At 67.9% G+C, this 16,703-nt stretch carries 16 protein-coding genes; 7 read left to right on the top strand and 9 right to left on the bottom strand.

The annotated features are described in order from the left end of the window. Positions 1-13: 13 nt before the first annotated feature. The gene (gene hrpA, locus AB4879_RS09240) at positions 14-4,030 is read right to left on the bottom strand and encodes an ATP-dependent RNA helicase HrpA (RefSeq protein WP_370507349.1); all 4,017 of its coding nucleotides are present in this window, start codon (positions 4,028-4,030) and stop codon (positions 14-16) included. Between hrpA and AB4879_RS09235 the strand changes: the two genes are divergently transcribed. Continuing rightward, positions 4,023-4,166 carry a hypothetical protein gene (locus tag AB4879_RS09235; protein ID WP_199189786.1) on the top strand — a complete coding sequence of 48 codons (144 nt, stop codon included), beginning with the start codon at positions 4,023-4,025 and terminating at the stop codon, positions 4,164-4,166. The genes hrpA and AB4879_RS09235 overlap by 8 nt on opposite strands. Next, the gene (locus tag AB4879_RS09230) at positions 4,163-5,053 is read left to right on the top strand and encodes an aminoglycoside phosphotransferase family protein (protein ID WP_370507348.1); all 891 of its coding nucleotides are present in this window, start codon (positions 4,163-4,165) and stop codon (positions 5,051-5,053) included. The genes AB4879_RS09235 and AB4879_RS09230 overlap by 4 nt, the downstream gene beginning before the upstream one ends. Before the next feature lie 18 nt (positions 5,054-5,071). Here the strand turns inward: AB4879_RS09230 and AB4879_RS09225 are convergent, their stop codons facing one another. Together AB4879_RS09225 and AB4879_RS09220 are read right to left on the bottom strand one after the other, a co-directional pair. After that, positions 5,072-5,818: a hypothetical protein gene (locus AB4879_RS09225; protein ID WP_370507347.1), complete on the bottom strand. Its 747-nt coding sequence runs from the start codon at positions 5,816-5,818 to the stop codon at positions 5,072-5,074. Beyond that, positions 5,815-7,386, bottom strand: a complete 1,572-nt coding sequence (locus tag AB4879_RS09220) for a S8 family serine peptidase (protein ID WP_370507346.1) — start codon at positions 7,384-7,386, stop codon at positions 5,815-5,817. Before AB4879_RS09220 ends, AB4879_RS09225 begins: the two co-directional genes overlap by 4 nt. A gap of 214 nt (positions 7,387-7,600) precedes the next feature. Between AB4879_RS09220 and AB4879_RS09215 the strand changes: the two genes are divergently transcribed. Further along, complete coding sequence (locus AB4879_RS09215) at positions 7,601-7,861, top strand: hypothetical protein (RefSeq protein WP_036342055.1); 261 nt, start codon at positions 7,601-7,603, stop codon at positions 7,859-7,861. Positions 7,862-7,865: 4 nt separating this feature from the next. On the opposite strand, the gene AB4879_RS09210 is transcribed toward AB4879_RS09215, so the two are convergent. The 3 genes from AB4879_RS09210 to AB4879_RS09200 all read right to left on the bottom strand — a co-directional run bounded on the left by AB4879_RS09210 (position 7,866) and on the right by AB4879_RS09200 (position 10,872). Beyond that, a complete protein-coding gene (locus tag AB4879_RS09210) occupies positions 7,866-8,546 on the bottom strand; it encodes a GDSL lipase (RefSeq protein ID WP_370507479.1) in 681 nt (226 codons plus the stop codon). A gap of 113 nt (positions 8,547-8,659) precedes the next feature. Continuing rightward, positions 8,660-9,907 (bottom strand): acyltransferase family protein, encoded by a 1,248-nt coding sequence (locus AB4879_RS09205; protein WP_370507345.1) that lies wholly within the window; start codon positions 9,905-9,907, stop codon positions 8,660-8,662. A gap of 203 nt (positions 9,908-10,110) precedes the next feature. Then, entirely contained in the window at positions 10,111-10,872 is a 762-nt protein-coding gene (locus AB4879_RS09200) for an SDR family NAD(P)-dependent oxidoreductase (RefSeq protein ID WP_370507344.1), read from the bottom strand. A gap of 25 nt (positions 10,873-10,897) precedes the next feature. Here AB4879_RS09200 and AB4879_RS09195 point away from each other — a divergent pair, with 25 nt between their 5' ends. Beyond that, positions 10,898-11,500 (top strand): TetR/AcrR family transcriptional regulator, encoded by a 603-nt coding sequence (locus AB4879_RS09195; protein WP_102805972.1) that lies wholly within the window; start codon positions 10,898-10,900, stop codon positions 11,498-11,500. 11 nt (positions 11,501-11,511) lie between these two features. Here AB4879_RS09195 and AB4879_RS09190 read toward each other — a convergent pair whose 3' ends face one another. From AB4879_RS09190 to AB4879_RS09180, 3 genes are all read right to left on the bottom strand, one after another. Beyond that, entirely contained in the window at positions 11,512-11,796 is a 285-nt protein-coding gene (locus AB4879_RS09190) for a hypothetical protein (protein WP_370507343.1), read from the bottom strand. A 94-nt stretch (positions 11,797-11,890) separates the two neighbouring features. Further along, positions 11,891-12,364 (bottom strand): hypothetical protein, encoded by a 474-nt coding sequence (locus AB4879_RS09185; RefSeq protein ID WP_370507342.1) that lies wholly within the window; start codon positions 12,362-12,364, stop codon positions 11,891-11,893. A 188-nt stretch (positions 12,365-12,552) separates the two neighbouring features. Continuing rightward, complete coding sequence (locus AB4879_RS09180; protein WP_102805969.1) at positions 12,553-14,121, bottom strand: PTS transporter subunit EIIC; 1,569 nt, start codon at positions 14,119-14,121, stop codon at positions 12,553-12,555. A 111-nt stretch (positions 14,122-14,232) separates the two neighbouring features. Between AB4879_RS09180 and AB4879_RS09175 the strand changes: the two genes are divergently transcribed. The 3 genes from AB4879_RS09175 to nagA are packed head-to-tail and all read left to right on the top strand — an operon-like array spanning position 14,233 to position 16,626. After that, the gene (locus AB4879_RS09175) at positions 14,233-14,703 is read left to right on the top strand and encodes a glucose PTS transporter subunit IIA (RefSeq protein ID WP_102805968.1); all 471 of its coding nucleotides are present in this window, start codon (positions 14,233-14,235) and stop codon (positions 14,701-14,703) included. A 6-nt stretch (positions 14,704-14,709) separates the two neighbouring features. After that, positions 14,710-15,495, top strand: coding sequence for a glucosamine-6-phosphate deaminase (gene nagB, locus AB4879_RS09170; protein WP_370507341.1), 786 nt, complete (start codon positions 14,710-14,712; stop codon positions 15,493-15,495). Continuing rightward, on the top strand, positions 15,496-16,626 hold the full coding sequence (nagA, locus tag AB4879_RS09165; RefSeq protein ID WP_370507340.1) for an N-acetylglucosamine-6-phosphate deacetylase: 1,131 nt from the start codon (positions 15,496-15,498) through the stop codon (positions 16,624-16,626). Positions 16,627-16,703 lie beyond the last annotated feature (77 nt).

Here is a 16,703-nt window from a genome sequence, read left to right as displayed (position 1 = left end):
CCCTCTTTCGTTGTCATGCCAGGATCGCGTCGATCGCCCGGTAGATCCGTTGCTCACTGACCGGCCGGGGGGTGCCCAGCTGCTGAGCCCACAGGCTGACCCGCAACTCCTCGATCTGCCACCCGATGGCGCGAACGTCGGAGGCGGCTGCCCGGGTGGGCGAGAGCGCCTGCAGCAGTTCGGTGTAGGCGTCTTCGACGGCGTGCACCCGGTGCATTCGCTCGCGGTCGGCCTGCGGCGCCTGGGCCAGCCGATCCAGACGGCGAACGATCGCCGTCAGATAGCGGGTCAGATCGGCCAGGCGTGCGGCCCCGGTGCTGGTGACGAAGGGCGTGGCGACCAAACCGGCGAGCTGCGCGCGGATGTCGGCGACGGCATCGGCTTGCGCCGCAGGCGGATTGTCGGGAAGGGCGAGATGCACCTCCTGCAAAGCGGCAAGCACCCTTTGCACCCGGGTCACGACTTCCTTCGTGGTCGACGGCAGTGCTTCGGCCACCTTGTCCCGCAGCGCGGCGAAATCTGCTCTGGTCCATACCGGCTCGGCTGCCAGGACGTCGACGGCGGCGTCGGCACAGTCATCCAGGAGCGCGGTCAAGGACCCATCGGGGTTGGCGCCCAGCACAAGTCGGGTACGCGGGTCCAGTCCTTTCTCCACTGCCTTCACCGGAGACGGCACCGCCAAGCGCAGCAGCCGCCTGGTGCCGCCGCGCATCGCGGTCTCGCGTTCGGCCTCGGTGGCGAAGACCCGCACGTCGACGCCCTTGCCTGCGTCCACCAGCGCCGGATAGCCGCGGACGAGGTGTCCCCCGACAGTACGTTCGACGCTGCGCGGCAACTCCTCGATGTCGTCTGGCCACGCACGCAGGCCCGATCGTTCCCAGTCACCGGCCACCGCGTCGGCCACCGCCCTGCGGGCCGAGCCTGCGAGCCTGCGCTGCAGCACATCGAGGTCCTTACCGCGGGCCACCTCGGTTCCGTCCGGCCCCTCGACAGCGAAGGTCACCCGCAGGTGAGTCGGCAGCTTCTCCAGATCGAACGCTGTGATCGGCACGAGAATGCCGCTGCGCCGGTGCAATTCACGCTGCAGCGCTTCCAGCAGCGGTTCGCTTCCGACCTGAATACCGGCCAGCACCGCCCGCGCGGTGTCCGGGGCGGGAACAAAGTTGCGGCGCAGGTCTTTCGGCAATGACTTGATCAGCGCGGTCACTAGTTCCTCGCGCAGCGCCGGTACCTGCCAGCCGAATTCATCGCCACCGAGCCGGGCGAGTACCTCGACTGGAATGTGCACGGTGACCCCGTCGTCGGCGGCGCCCGGCTCGAATCGGTAGGTGAGTGGCAGCGACAAGTCGCCGGCCTGCCAGCTGTCCGGCCGTTCGGCGTCCTCGTCGTCGACACGCAACAGGTCGTCACGCGTGAACGTCAGCAGATCGGGGGTGCGATGCCGCTGCTTCTTCCACCAGCCGTCGAAATGCCGGCCGGAGACCACCTGCGGCGGAATCCTGCTGTCGAACCAGGCGTAGATCTCGTCGTCACCGACGAGCATGTCGCGGCGGCGTGCACGCTCCTCCAGTTCGGCCAATTCGGTTCGCAGCCGGGCATTGTCGGCGACGAAGTGGTGGCGGCTCTGCCACTCCCCCTGCACCAGTGCGTGCTGGATGAACAGCTCGCGGGATACGACCGGATCGACGGTGGCGTATCCCACCCGCCGGCGCGGAACTAGCGGAAGCCCGTAGAGCGTGACTCGCTCGAAGGCCATCACCGCACCGCGCTTGGCGTCCCAATGCGGTTCGCTGTAGCTGCGCTGCACCAGGTGTCCGGCCACCCGCTCGACCATCTCGGGTTCGACGCGGGCCGCGACGCGGCCGTACAGCCGGCTGGTCTCCACCAGATCGGCCACCACGAGCCAGCGCGGCGGACGCTTGGTCAACACCGATCCCGGAGCCAGCACGAAGCGGGTGTTGCGCGCACCGGTGTATTCGCGCGAATCCCCCTCCCGCAGGCCGATATGCGAGAGCAATCCTGCGACGAGGGCAGCGTGCACACGCGCCGGGTCGGCCGGCTCGGGATCGTCGGATTCCCTGATGCCGATGTCGCGGGCGATGCTGCGTAATTGCCCGGTCAGGTCCTGCCACTCCCGGATCCTCAGGTAGTGCAGGAACTCCTCGCGGCACATGCGCCGGAAAGCGCTGCCGGAACGGGCCTTCCGCTCGTCACGCAGATACTGCCAAAGATTCAGGAAGGACACGAAGTCCGAGTGCTCGTCGGCGAAGCGGGCATGTTTCTGCCGAGCGGCTTCTTCCCGCTCGGCCGGCCGCTCGCGCGGGTCGGGAATCGACAACGCGGCGGCCAGCACCAAGACCTCGCGCACGCATCCCTCGGTGTCGGCCTGCACGATCATCCGCGCGAGCCGCGGATCGACCGGCAACTGCGCCAGCCGCCGACCCACATCGGTGATGGCGCCGGCGGCGTCGAACGCGCCGAGCTCCTGCAGCAGCTGCACCCCGTCGCGGATGCTGCGTTGCTCAGGCGGATCCAGGAACGGGAAGCTCTCGATCTCACCGAGCTGCAGCGCCGCCATCTGCAAGATCACCGCGGCGAGGTTGGTACGCAGGATCTCCGGGTCGGTGTAGCGGGGCCGGCCCGCGAAATCCTCTTCGGAGTAGAGCCGGATACACACTCCGGGCGCGGTACGCCCCGACCGTCCGGCTCGTTGCGCGGCCGAGGCCTGGGAGATCGGTTCGATCGGCAATCGCTGCACCTTGGTGCGCCTGCTGTAGCGGGAGATCCGCGCGGTGCCGGGGTCGACGACATACCGGACGCCCGGCACGGTCAGCGACGTCTCGGCGACGTTGGTGGCCAACACGATTCGCCTGCCCGTCCGTGCCGGCTGAAACACCCGCTGCTGCTCGGCCGTGGGCAGCCGTGCATACAGGGGCAGCACCTCGGTGTGTGAACCGACAACGCCGCGCAGTGCATCACTGGTGTCGCGGATCTCCCGCTCCCCGGACAAGAACACCAGCACGTCGCCGGGCGGCTCGGCTTCCAACTCGCGCACAGCGTCGACGATGGCCTCGGTCTGGTCGCGGATCTCGGTACGGACGATCTCGTGATCGGGATCGTCGGGATCTTCGGAGCCGCCCCGGCGGCGACATCCGGCTTCCGAATCATTGTCCGCCACAGGCACTTCCAGCGGCCGGTAGCGGATCTCCACCGGATAGGTTCGGCCGGACACCTCGACGATGGGTGCACCAGAGAAATGCGCGGCGAACCGTTCCGGTTCGATCGTCGCCGACGTGACGATCACCTTGAGGTCGGGCCTGCGCGGCAGTAGTTCGCGCAGGTAGCCCAGCAGGAAGTCGATGTTGAGGCTGCGCTCGTGCGCCTCGTCGAGGATGAGGGTGTCGTAGCGCAGCAGGCGCCGGTCGCGCTGGATCTCGGCGAGCAGGATGCCGTCGGTCATCAGTTTGACCAGGGTGCGGTCGCTGGCCTGGTCGGTGAACCGGACGGTGTAGCCGATCGTCTCACCCAGCGGGGTGCCGACTTCATCGGCTATGCGCTGAGCCACCGTGCGCGCGGCGAGCCGACGTGGCTGGGTGTGGCCGATGGTTCCGCGGATCCCGCGGCCCAGCTCCAGGCAGATCTTGGGCAGCTGGGTGGTTTTGCCCGACCCGGTCTCGCCCGCCACCACGACCACCTGGTGGTCGGCGATCGCTCGGGCGATCTCGTCTCGGCGGTCGCTGACCGGCAGATCCGGGTAGGTGATCACCGGAACCGCGGCTTGACGGGTGGCGACCAACGCCTCGGCGACCGCGATCTGATCGGAGATCTTCTTCAGCGTCTCAGCCGACACGTCGCCGCGCAGGGATTTCAGCCGCCGCCCCAACCGGGCCGCATCCCGAAGCGTCACGCCGTCGAGGCGGGCGCGCAGCTGACGCACCTGCTCAACGGAGACCTCGGACACTGGCGCCACAATAGCGGCGAGCGCCGCCGGAGGCGTCGTCGTGTGCGTAGGCTCGACGGCGATGACCATTTGGATCGTCTTGGGTCTGCTGCTGGTGGGCCTGGGAATCGTGGCCAGCCAGTTGTTCCGGCTGAAGGACTGGCTGAACAGGCCGGCCCCGCCAAGCGAGCCGGCCGGCGAGCACCCGGATGACCCCGAGACGTGATCGATCTGCCCGCCGGGGTGCGGGCGATGGCCGGTCGCGGCCCACAGTGGGCGACGTGGGTCGACGCACTGCCCCGACACACCCGTGACGTCGTCGCGCAGTGGCAGCTTCGGCCCGACGGTCTCGCCACCCACGGGTACTGCTCACTGGTGCTGCCGGTCCGCACAGCCGACGGCACGGCCGCGATCCTGAAGCTCGGCTTCCCCGACGACGAGTCCGAACACGAGCACCTGGCGCTGCGCCGTTGGGGCGGCGAGGGTGCCGTCCGGTTGCTGAGCGCCGACCCGCACCGGCGGACGATTCTGCTGGAGCGGCTCGGCGAGGACCTGACCACAGTCGACGACGTGGAGGCCTGCCGGATCGTCGCGGGTCTGTATCGGCACCTGCACGTCCCCGCGTTGCCGCAACTGCGGCCATTGACGTTCTACCTCGACCGCTGGACCGCCGAACTGGCCCAGCTGCCGCGCGGCGCACCGATTCCGCACCGGCTGGTGGAGCAGGCACTGAGCCAGTGCGCGGACCTGACGGCTGACGCCGAGGCGACGGCGCGGGTCCTGCACTGCGATCTGCATTACGCGAACGTGCTCGCAGGCCGGCGTCAGCCCTGGCTGGCCATCGACCCCAAACCGGTCAACGGCGATCCGCACTACGAGATCGCCCCGATGCTGTGGAACCGCTTCGACGAGTTGGCCGGCGACGTCCGCTTTCGCGTGCGCCGGCGGTTCTACACCCTGGTCGACGCGGCGGAGTTCGACGAGGATCGGGCGCGGGCCTGGGTGGTGGTGCGGGCGGTGATGAACGCCATGTGGGCGGTGCAGGATTCCGCAGCGCAGCAGCCGGGCCGGCTGACTGCATGTATCGCCGTCGCCAAGGCCGTACAGGACTGAAACACCAAGCGCAGGAGGCTATCTCGGCGGGTCGCCGCGCCACATGAAGCTGTTGACGTACTTGCCCATGTCCTTGGCGATGTCGAGGTTCGCCGGTGACGGTGGCCCAGGCCCGTCGTCGGGGCCGAACTGGTGGAACGGTCCCGCCGCGCCGGCGACCAGTGCGAGGTCGTTCTTGACGGCGACGATGATGATGACGCGCTCGTGCCGGGAATCGCTCGCGGTGCCCTTAGGCCAGTCGTCGGCAACCTCGCCGTACCCCGGCTGGTACCCGAGGATCGCGTTGGGCAGCTCATAGGACGTCACCGCGTCGGGGAAGATCTGGTTGAGCAGGTCGGTGGCCACCCGGCGTGCGTCGCGGCCCTTCGCCGGTTCACTGAACAATCGCAGCGTGCCGCCGTCACCAACGTTCAGCTCCGCGCGCACCCCGTTGGGTTCGATCGTCACGTCGTAGGCGGTTCCCGGCGACGGATACGACACCGAGAACGATCCGTCGGGGGCGAAGTAGCGCGGATTGATGGCCACCGGCAGCCCCGTCGGCGGCCGCCCGCAGTCGGGCGGGCAACGGTAGGTGGTCGCGGTGGGCGTGATGCGAGTCGCCACGACGCTCAGCGCCATCATCGCCGTGACGAGAACGATCAGCCAGAGGCCGATGGTCACGAAGTAACCCGGGCCGCGCTGTCGGCGAGCCCGGTAGCTGCCCGCGGGTACCGCGTAGCCGGTGAACGAGTCGGCGGTGTCGGGGTCCGACGTCAGATCACTCATCGGCGCAACGACTTCAGGACGAGCAGGGCCTTGATCAGGTTGTCGACGTTCGGCGTCCCGAGCCCGGTGATCATGTCGTAGCCGACCATGACGGGCGTCACCGCATTGGCCCCGAGATAGATGTCGCGGAAGGCGGGAAACTCGGCGCCGCCGGCGATGTCGTAGAGCAGCGGGTTGAAGTCGCCGAGCTGTTCCAAACCGCGCGCGGTGAGGAACTGGTTCATCACCGCGGCGATGCCGGCCCAGATCGGTGCGGCCTGCGAGGTGCCCCCACCCACGAGGATCTGCCCGTTGAACACGAATTTCACCCCGGTGAACGGGTCGGCCACCGCGGCGATGTCGGGCACCAGCCGCTTGTCGTGCGGGCCGGCGCGGGTACCGGTGTCCTGCCACGACGGGCGGGCGAACAACACCGACGCGCCGCCGCCGCTGCCCTGGGTCAACGGGACGTCGTACCACCCTTGTTCGGCCAGCCACTGTCCCTGGGAATCGGTGGACAACGTCGTTCCCCCGACGCCGGTCACCTCCGGCAGCGAGGCCATCACGTCGACGCCGTAATCGTCCGGACTCGGCGGATCCGACCAGGTCTTGCCACCTTTGCATTCCAGGCCGGCCAGATCCCCACTGGCGACGAAGGCTGTCGTCCCGTTGCGCTGGGCGCGGGCCAGCGCCGAGCGCACCGGCGCCAGGTCCGCGCGGGAGAGCAGGCGATCGCAACCCCAGCCGATCGAGAAGCTCCACACCGCCCCCGGGTAGGTGCGGTCCACCTCCTCCATCAGCTTGCCCAGCTTGACGTAGGTACCGTCGCCTTCGGCGGTAGACCGGGCGTTGACCAGAACGATCCGCGCCGAGGGTGCGATCGCGTGGACGAACTGGACGTCCATGCTCGCCTCGCCGCGCCGCTCGGGCGGCATCCCGCCCATCACCTCGAGGGTGAATTTCGGCAGCGAGAACCATTCGGAGAACTGGTCCAGGTCGCGCTGGTCGACGCCGTCGAAGGTGAAGACGACGACCGTCTGGCCCTTTCCGGTGTACCCCGCCGAGCTCAGCGGGTTGATGTTGTAGGCGGTGAGCAATTCGGTCGGCGCGAGCCCCGCATTGGGGACATCCAGCGGTGGGGTCGGCGGAACGCCTTCGTGTGACGGCGTGTAACCGAGAATCCGGCCCAGCTCGGTGACTTCACCGCTCAGCTGCTGCGGGACGACGGGCTGCTGTGGCGAGGCGTAGAACACCACCCCGTTGGTGCGGCGATAGTCGTGGACAGCCACGTCGAGGGCACCGGCAACGGCTCGCGGGGTGCCCGCCACAACGGCCCACGCGTCACCGTCGCGCCAGCCCACCGACAATCCGTGGGCGGCGGCCCATGCGGTCAGCGCCGTCGGCCGGGCGGCCTCTCGGAGTTCGGCGGTCAGCTGGATTCGCTGGCTGCGCGCAGGACCGAGATCGGCGGCCTGGGCCAGCAGCCGGGCGAACGGCCCGGCGATCAGGTTGTAGGGCAGCGACGGCGTCGGGCGGTCGCCGGCGAAGACCACCATGACCACCGCGAGCGTCGCGAGCAGCGGTGTCATCCGGTATGCCCGGCAACGCCCTGGCCACATGCGTCTCATCAGCTAACCGGTCTACCACGACAACATCGCGAACGGGACGTCACAAGCCGAAACGATTGCACACTGATGCAGGCGCAGCGCGCTGGAACCGCGCTTGCGATAACGATCTGCGCGGCCACCGCGATGAACTGGGTATCCGAACTTCACTTGAGGTTTTTCGTCGAGGAGGTGGACGGTGAAGAAACTCGGTTCAGTGGTGGTCTGCACGATCACCGCCATCGGCATCGGCATCATCGGGGCGCCCACCGCCAGCGCGGGGTGCCAGGGACTGTGGACACCGTGGGGCGGCGGTCAGCGCTGCGACGGCCCGATCGATGCGAACGGCTTCTTTCAGCGCTGCGAGACCGGGGGTGCATTCGGGTTCAACACTCCGCAGCAGTGCTACCAGGTGGACGCGAACAATCTGGGCAACAGCCAGCCCTGGATCGCGCCCTGAACCCTCACAGCGGGATGGCCAACTGGCTCCGGATGAGCGGGGCGATCTTCTCGGCCATGTAGGCGTGTCCCGCGTCGGTGGGGTGCACTCCGTCGGGACCGATCAGTTCGGGGTGGCCGACGAACCAGCCTTCGGCGAGCGGATCGATGAAGACCGCGCCGACGGCTTTGGCCTGGGCCCGCAGGATGTCGCGCTGGGCCAGCACCACGCCCGGCGGGTCGGCCGTCGGCCATGGCGGGCCGATCACCAGGACCTTGGCTTTGGGCGCCACCCGGCGGGCGATCTGCAAGGTCTCCCCGACCAGCACCGGGTACTTCCCCATATCGGCGGGCTGGTCATTGCGGGATCCGAAGAACACCACGAGGGAGTCGTCGCGGTCGACGGCCCGCACGGTGAGATCCTCGAACAAGCTGCCATGGTTGCCGCGGATCCCGTAGCCGGCACCGCCCTCGGCGGCCACGTCGGCGTCGACCCTGGCGCCCTGACCGGCCAGCAGCAGCCAAGCGCGGGAGGTCCACGACTGCGGCCCCTGACCACCCTCGTCAGTGCCGGTCGTGTACGAATCGCCGATCACCGCGATCCGGCTGAAACCCGAACCGCGATTGGCCAATTCGTAGGTGACGGCCGGGCGTGAATACCCGACGACGGCGGCGAGCACCGCGACAACCGACAGGCCGGTCGTGATGACGCGCACAAGCCCTTCCTTGCGGATCAATGACACCCCACTGAATCTCGTGCCCGACGCAGGCAGCCTACTGCCTCCGAAGGTGTTGTCGCACACCGACGCTGGCTTCGTTACTACCCGGCCCGCGCCGAAGACTGCGGAGGACGGGTATCGCGGGCGTTGTCGATGGAGGCCAGCCGGCCGCCCTCGGCCCCCGGCGGGCCGGTGTGCTTGTCATGCTTGACGTCGCGGAAGTCGATCATCCTGCGCATCCAGCGCCGGGCCGGTTCCTCGACCCCGTGGTAGAGCCCGATCGCGGCGGCAAGCGCGGCCACGATCAGGCCGACGACGACGATCTTCTGCACCGATTTCGGCAGGTCGATCTGGTACTCCTGGACCGCCCAGTTCCACGAGGTGTGCACGATCTCGTGGACCATGTAGAGGCTGAACGAGATCTGGCCCCCGTACACCAGCAGCCGCGTGGACAGCAGCGCCGGCAGGCTGCCCACGCCGATCGCCAGCGTGACGACCAGCGGCATGAACAACACGTCGACCAGGCCGCCGGGGTCGATCATCCCGGCCACCGGGTTGGCGTCGTAGTAGTAGAGGATGCCCACCATCGCGGCGGTCAGCAGCACCGCGGCAATGCCCGAGATGTGCTGGCCACGTCTTCCGATCTGCAGCCGTCGAACCGCCGCGCAGGCCAGCGCGCCCGCCAGGAACTGGGCCACGATGCGCGGCAGCCAGCTCCACGGGGTGTAGAAGTGGCCGCTGGCCAGCAGCAGCAGGGTGGGTGGCAGCGCAGCGACGAAGGCCAGAAAGAGCAGCGTGCGGGCCCGGGTCACCCGCGCCATCCGGAAGATCACCAGGATGATCCCGCCGAACAGCAGGTAGGCCAGCCATTCCGCGCTGATCGACCATGCCGGCCCGTCCCAGCTGGTGCCGTCGAAGAACGGTTCGAACCAGAGCTGCACCATAAACAGCTGGCGCACGTAGCTGATTGCGGTGAGCTTCTCGACATCCGCCGACGGGGTGGCGCCGAAGTGCAGCGTGAAGATGATCCAGGCGGCGGCGAGGTGCATGGTCACCAGGTACACCGGCCACACCCGGGACAGCCGCAGCCAGAGGAAGTGCAGGGTGGCCCGCCCCGAGAAGTGCGATCCCATCCGGTCGAGATAGTTCCACGTCAACACGAATCCGCTGAGGATGAAGAACAGGTCAACGCCTTGAGCTCCGGCGTTGAGCAGCGGCGCGAGGTCTTCCTTGAGTCGCGGTGAAGCTTCCCAGATCAGCGGCCGGAAGTGGAACAGCACCACCCACATGGCGGCGACAATGCGAAGACCGGTCAGCGCCTTGATTTCTCCGGTTCGCACAACACCCATTCCGAACCCATTCCGACTCTTGCTTTACGTTTCGACGCCACCTCGTCAGACGGGTCGGACCCCGCCGCCCCCGCGATTGCACCTGGCAGCCTATCAGCGCGGCCGTTGCCGGTCCGGTCTCGCAACGCTGTGGGGTTGCTGGACGCCGCCTGCCCAGCCGTTTGCTGGGCTTGACAGCTCCGGTTCATTGCCCGTGCCTCGAATCAGGTTGCAGCCCAGCCGCCGTCGACGCTGAGAACTGCTCCGTGGATATTGGCGGCGTCGTCACCGGCCAGGAACGCCACCACGGCCGCGACCTCCTCCGGGCTGCTGACCCGCCGCGACGGCAGGCGGCTCAGCGTCGGCGCGATGTGCTCGGCGAACTCGGCCTGCCGCTCGGTGCCGATCGGGCCGGGGGCGACGGCGTTGACCCGAACACCGTGCGGGCCGTACTCGTCGGCCCAGGACTGGGTGAACGAATGGATCGCAGCTTTGTTTCCGCTGTAGACCGCCGAGCCGCTGGCTCCGCGCAGCCCGGCGATCGAGCCGATGTTGACGATCGCGCCGCCACCCTGGGCAACCATGCGCGGTGCCAGTATGCCGGTCAGCAGGAACGGGGCGAACACGTTGACGCCGAACACATCTCGCAGTTCCTGCTCGGTCATGTCAGCGGTCGGCGTGGGCATCAGCAAGGTGGCCGCGTTATTCACCAGGATGTCGATGCCGCCGGCCACCTCGATGGCAGCGTCGGCCAGCTGATGTGCGGCGGCACCGCCGGCTCCCAGATCGGCGGCGACGAAGGACCCGGTCCCACCTGCCGAACGGATATCGGCGACGACCGCGTCGCCGCGGGTTTTGTCCCGTCCGCTCACCACCACGAAGGCGCCGTCAGCGGCCAGCGCCTTCGCGATGGCGACCCCGAGGCCGCCTGTGGAACCGGTGACAAGTGCTCTGCGCCCGGCCAACCGGGTATCTTTTGGACTCATGAGTCCATATGCTTCGCTTCCAAAAATGGACCTGCAAGTCCAAAATTTGACGGCGAAGGGCCGCGCCACCCGGCAGCGGATCATCGAAGGAGCCGCCGCCGAGATCCGCGCCCGCGGCATTGCGCTGACCACCCTCGACGACGTCATGGCGCGTACTCGCACCTCCAAAAGTCAGCTCTTCCACTACTTCCCCGGCGGCAAGGAACAGCTCTTGCTGGCGGTCGCGGCACTCGAATCCCAGATGGTGCTCGACGACCAGCAGCCTCATCTCGGCGCGCTCACATCCTGGGCAGCGTGGCAGCGGTGGCGGGATTGCGTGGTCGACCGTTACCGCAGGCAGGGCCAGAACTGCCCGATCGCGGTGCTGATGTCGGAGATCGGGCGCACCACCCCGGGGGCCGAGGCTGTCACCGCCGAGCTCATCGTCCAGTGGAGCGGCGCGATCGCGACCGGAATCCGGTCGATGCAGGAGCAGGGCAAGGTGGCCGATTCGGTGAACGCCGAACGCGCCGCGGCGGCGTTGCTGGCCGGAATCCAGGGTGGGGTCGGCATCATGCTCGCGACCGGCGACCTGAGCTATCTGGAGGCCGCTCTGGACCAGGGCATCGATGCGCTGCGCGCGGCGTGACAGCCTGGCGCTCAGCCGCCGTTCTGCGCCATCGCCCAGCACGTGACCGAATGCCACAGGTTGCAGGGGATGCCGTTCATCGTGGGGATCTGGTTGGGCTGGATGTTGGTGGTCACGTTGTCCGGGCCGATCGCCTGCGGAACCTGACCGCCTGACGGGCCGGATGTGCACACCCCGGGGAATCGGCTCTGGACTGTCCCATTCGGGCAGTCGGCGGACGCCGGTGCGGCGAGCACCAGCGATCCCGACGTGAGCGCCACCGCACACGCGCCGATGAGAATTCGATTCACAGTCACCTGATTCCACCTCGAGCAGGCCTCGGGTCCAACCACTTAACCACGATATCGACGGCGCAGCCAGATTCGTTAGCGATTACCAGCGACGACGTCGCTACGGGCTGAGCACGCCGGCGGCCGGCAGCGGCAACGACGGCACCGACGGCACACCGTTGAGCGTGTTGAGTGCGCCCGACGCCTGGTTGGCGGTGCTGAGCATCTGCATCAGCGGCGCGAAGTTCCCATTAGCGAGTTCGGCCATCACCGCCGGGCACTGAGACCGGATGGCCTGCTCGGCCACGAACCCGGTCACCTGAGAAGCGAGGCCGCCGTGTCCGCTGGCCGTGGTGGCATTGGACACCAGATTGCTGCCCGGCTTGACCAGCATCGGGCAGATCTGTTGACCGATTTGCACGATCAGCTGGCTGACACCGGTCGAGTTCAGCAGGCTGCTCACACCCGCGGTATCCGCGTGGGCTGGTGTCGGCCACGCGGCGGTGGCAAGAAATGCGCCTGCCATCACCGCCAGCGATCGCAGTGCGAAGGAGGTGCCGCCGGTCGATTCACGATCGAAAGTACGCACGGTCATGTGGGTCCTACTCTGGCTCGATCGGCTCAAAGCACGAGCCACTGATGTCACTTCGGTAACAGTGGTCTACTCAGGTCACACTTTGGGCACGGAACCATAAAGGTTCGAAGCCTATGCGTTTCCTCTACGCGATCTATGTCCAGCGGGTGCGACACTTCCCGGTTTCAGCGATACTGCTCGCCCGGCCGTCATAGCGCGTCGTTGATCTCGTTCTTCAGCACCTCGGCCTGGGTCCCGAAAACGGCCTGCACGCTGTTGCCGACCTCGATCACGCCGGCGGCGCCAAGGCTTTTCAGCCGGTTCTGGTCGACTTTGCCGGCGTCCACAACCTCCATCCGCAGTCGGGTGATACAGGCGTCGACGCTGCGCAGATTCTCTCGCCCGCCGAATGCCGCGATCAGTTGTTCGGCCTTGCTGTCGGTGACCGCGGGGGCGGTCGTCACCGCGCCACCGGCCGCCACGGCGGTGGCCGACTCGGCGCCCTCCCCCAGGTTGGCCCGCTCCTCGGCGTCGAACTCGGCGTCGGGTTCACGCCCGGGCGTGCGCATGTTCCATCGGGTGATCGCGAAACGGAACAGCAGGTAGTACACCGCGAAGAAAACCAGGCCCATGACGATCAGCAGCGGAATGTTCTTGGCCGCGGGCGCGGTGCCGTAGAGAAGCAGGTCGATCAGTCCGGCCGAGAACGAGAAGCCCAGGTGGATGTCGAGCAGGTAGGCGATGGCCAGCGACAGACCGGTCAGCACCGCGTGCACGATGTAGAGCGGAAACGCCACGAACATGAAGGCGAACTCCAGCGGTTCGGTGACACCGGTGAGGAACGCGGTCAGCGCGGCGGCGGACAGGATGCCGAACGCGACCTTGCGTTGTTTCTTGTTCGCCACGTGGATCATCGCCAACGCCGCGCCGGGCAGGCCGAACATCAGGATCGGGTAGAAGCCCGACGTGAGCAGCCCAGCGCTGGGGTCACCCGCAGCGAACCTGCTGAGTTCACCGGTGACCACATGCCCGTCGCCGGTCGGATAGCTGCCGTAGATGAACCACACGTACGAGTTCAGGATGTGGTGCAGCCCCAGCGGGATCAGCATGCGGTTGGCGAAGCCGTAGACAAATGCGCCGAGCGCACCGGCACCGCCGATGAAGTGACCGAGCCCGGTGAGCCCCGCGTCGAAGATCGGATAGAAGTAGCTCATCGCGAAGGACACCACGAGGCTCACCAGCGATACGACGATCGGGACGAAGCGCCGGCCACCGAAGAAGCCGAGGTACGGCGGCAACGTGATGGTGTGGTACTTGTCGAACAACCACGCGGTGAGCAGGCCGATCACGATCCCGCCGAACACGCTGTAGTTGATCTGCGCCTGTTCACCGGCCTTGTCGAGTTGTCCGGCGAGCACAAACGGCGACATCGTCTTGAAGACCGCCTGCATCACCAGATAGCCGACGACCGCCGACAGCGCCGTCGAGCCGTCGGCCTTGCGCGCGAATCCGATCGCGACACCGACGGCGAACAGCAACGCGAGATTGTTGAACAGCGCTCCGCCGGCTGCGCTCATCGCTTGGAAGAACGGGCCGATCACCGGCGCCTTGATCCGCCCCAGCAGGTCGTCCTGGCCGAGCCGCAACAGGATGCCCGCGGCCGGGAGCACGGCGATCGGCAGCATCAAGCTCTTACCGAGCCGCTGCAGCTGCGCGAAGCCCGGTATGTGCAGCCCCGACTTTTGCTGTGCGCCTGAGTCTTTGGTGGTTTCACTCATGACCGGCCGGCCTCCCGTCGTCGCAGCACAGCCGAAGCTTAGACAAATCGCCGGAGGTGAGGCGTTGTTTCCGCCGCGGCTACGTCGGTCGACTCTCTATTGTCTTCCACAATGAGCACAACGTCCGTCCACGCGCCGGTCTCCGGGCGTGCCGTCGCGCTCGGCGACGTACCCGATCCCGTTTTCGCGCAAGGCATGGTGGGATACGGCGCCGCAGTCGACCCGCCACACGACGTGATCGATGCGGTGGCGCCGGTCAGCGGACGCGTCCTGAAGCTGATGCCGCACGCCTACATCATCATGACGGGCGAGAATGTCGGCGTCCTGGTTCATCTCGGGCTTGATACCGTCACGCTGCAGGGAGCGGGATTCAGCGCCCACGTCAGCGAGGGCGACACCGTGACCGCCGGCCAGCCGATCATCACCTATGACGTCCCGTCGGTGGTGGCAGCCGGGTTGAGCCCGATCGTTCCCGTCGTGGTGATGGACGAACGTGAACCCGGCAACATCGTGGTGAGCGGCGGTGTCACTCAGGGTGCCGAAATCGCTTCGGGATCCCTACTTTTCACTGCCAACAAGTAGGGTCTGATGGAAGTTGTCATTCTCCCCGACGCCGCGGCGATCGGCGCGCTGGCCGCCGATGCCGTCGAGGCGCTGCTCGCCCGCACGCCGACCGCGGTGCTGGGACTGGCCACCGGCTCGTCCCCGCTGGCGATCTACGACGAGCTGGCCGCCCGCTGCGACGCGGGGCGCATCTCGTTTCGGCAAGCCCGCGGCTTCACCCTCGACGAGTACGTCGGGTTGCCGGCCGATCATCCCGAGCGCTACCGCACCGTCATCGACACGGTGTTCGTCTCGCGCGTCGACTTCGAGCCGGGCGCGGTGGCCGGCCCCGACGGGTTGGCCGAGGACATTCCGGTGGCGTGCGCCGAGTACGAGGCCGCCATCACCGCAGCAGGCGGCATCGACCTGCAGATCCTGGGCATCGGCACCGACGGCCACATCGGATTCAACGAGCCCGGGTCGTCGCTCGCGTCGCGCACCCGGATCAAAACGCTGACGCGCCAGACTCGAATCGACAACGCCCGCTTCTTCGGCGACGACGTCGACCAGGTCCCGACCCATTGCCTCACGCAGGGGTTGGGCACGATCATGGCGGCCCGGCACGTCGTCCTGGTGGCCCTCGGCCGAAGCAAGGCCGAGGCGGTGCATCAGCTGGTGGAGGGGCCGGTGAGCGCGATGTGGCCGGCCACCATCCTGCAGCACCATCCGCACGTGACGGTCCTCCTCGACGGCGGTGCGGCGCGCCGTCTGCAGCTGGCCGACTACTACCGGGAGACCTACCTGTCCAAGCCGTCCTGGCAGGGCATCTGAGTGCTGATCGCCGCTGCAACCCTACTGACCGGCCGAGAGTTGTTGCGGCCAGGCTGGATTGAGGTGTCCGGTGGTTCAGTGCGGGCGCTGGGCGCGGGTTCGCCGCCGCGAGCGGCCGACCGTGAGCTGGATACCGTGGTGCCCGGTTTCGTCGACACCCACGTCCACGGCGGCGGCGGGTCCGATTTCTCCGGGGCGACCTCGGATGACACGGCGACCGCTGTGGAGCTTCACCGCAGGCACGGCACCACGACCCTGATCGCGTCGCTGGTGTCGGCCGGACCGACCGAACTGCTGCACCAGGTCGAGGTACTGGCCGGCCATGTGCGCGACGGCGTGCTCGCCGGGGTTCACCTGGAAGGCCCATGGCTGTCCGGTCAGCGCTGCGGGGCGCACGATCCCGTCCTGCTTCGTGATCCGGACACCGTCGAAGTCGACACGCTGTTGCAGGCCGGCGCCGGAGCCATCCGGATGGTCACGCTCGCACCGGAGCGGCCGGGTGCGCTGGCCGCGATCGAGCGGATCGTCACGGCGGGCGCGGTGGCCGCGGTCGGACACACAGAGGCGACCTACGAACAGACCCGCGGGGCGCTCACCGCGGGCGCCACGGTGGGCACACATCTGTTCAACGCGATGCGCCCGATCCACCACCGGGAGCCGGGCCCGGTCATCGCGCTGCTCGAAGACCCCCGGGTGACGGTGGAGTTGATCGCCGACGGAGTGCACGTCGACGCCGCGCTGTACCGGCACGTGGTCCGCGCGGCCGGTCCGGACCGGCTGTCGCTCGTCACCGACGCGATGGCCGCGGCCGGGGTCAGCGACGGCCGGTACCAGATCGGTCGAATGGACGTCGAGGTCGCCGACGGCGTGGCCCGGCTGGCCGGGACGGCGACGATCGCGGGCAGCACCGCGACGATGGACCGGGTGTTCGAATTCGCGGTCGCCCACAGCGGACTCCCCCGCGACGACGCGCTGCTACTCGCGGTGCGCCAGTCGTCGCTGAATCCAGCTCGCGCACTGGGACTTCCGTCCCCCGAACTGGTCGCGGGCGCACGCGCCGACCTGGTCGCGCTGGACGACGAACTCGCGGTCACCGACGTGCTGTGCGGCGGTGCGTGGGTTCCGCGCTGAGCACGACGAACGTCTGTTCGAGTTTTTGTCGTACCCCGGGTGCATCGTGTGTCCTACGCCGTCGAACTGACGAAAGG

It is taken from the genome of Mycobacterium sp. SA01, assembly GCF_041287105.1.
GTDB lineage: Bacteria > Actinomycetota > Actinomycetes > Mycobacteriales > Mycobacteriaceae > Mycobacterium.
The sequence above is the reverse complement of the archived record's forward strand: the minus strand, read 5'-3'. Positions and strand labels throughout refer to the sequence as shown.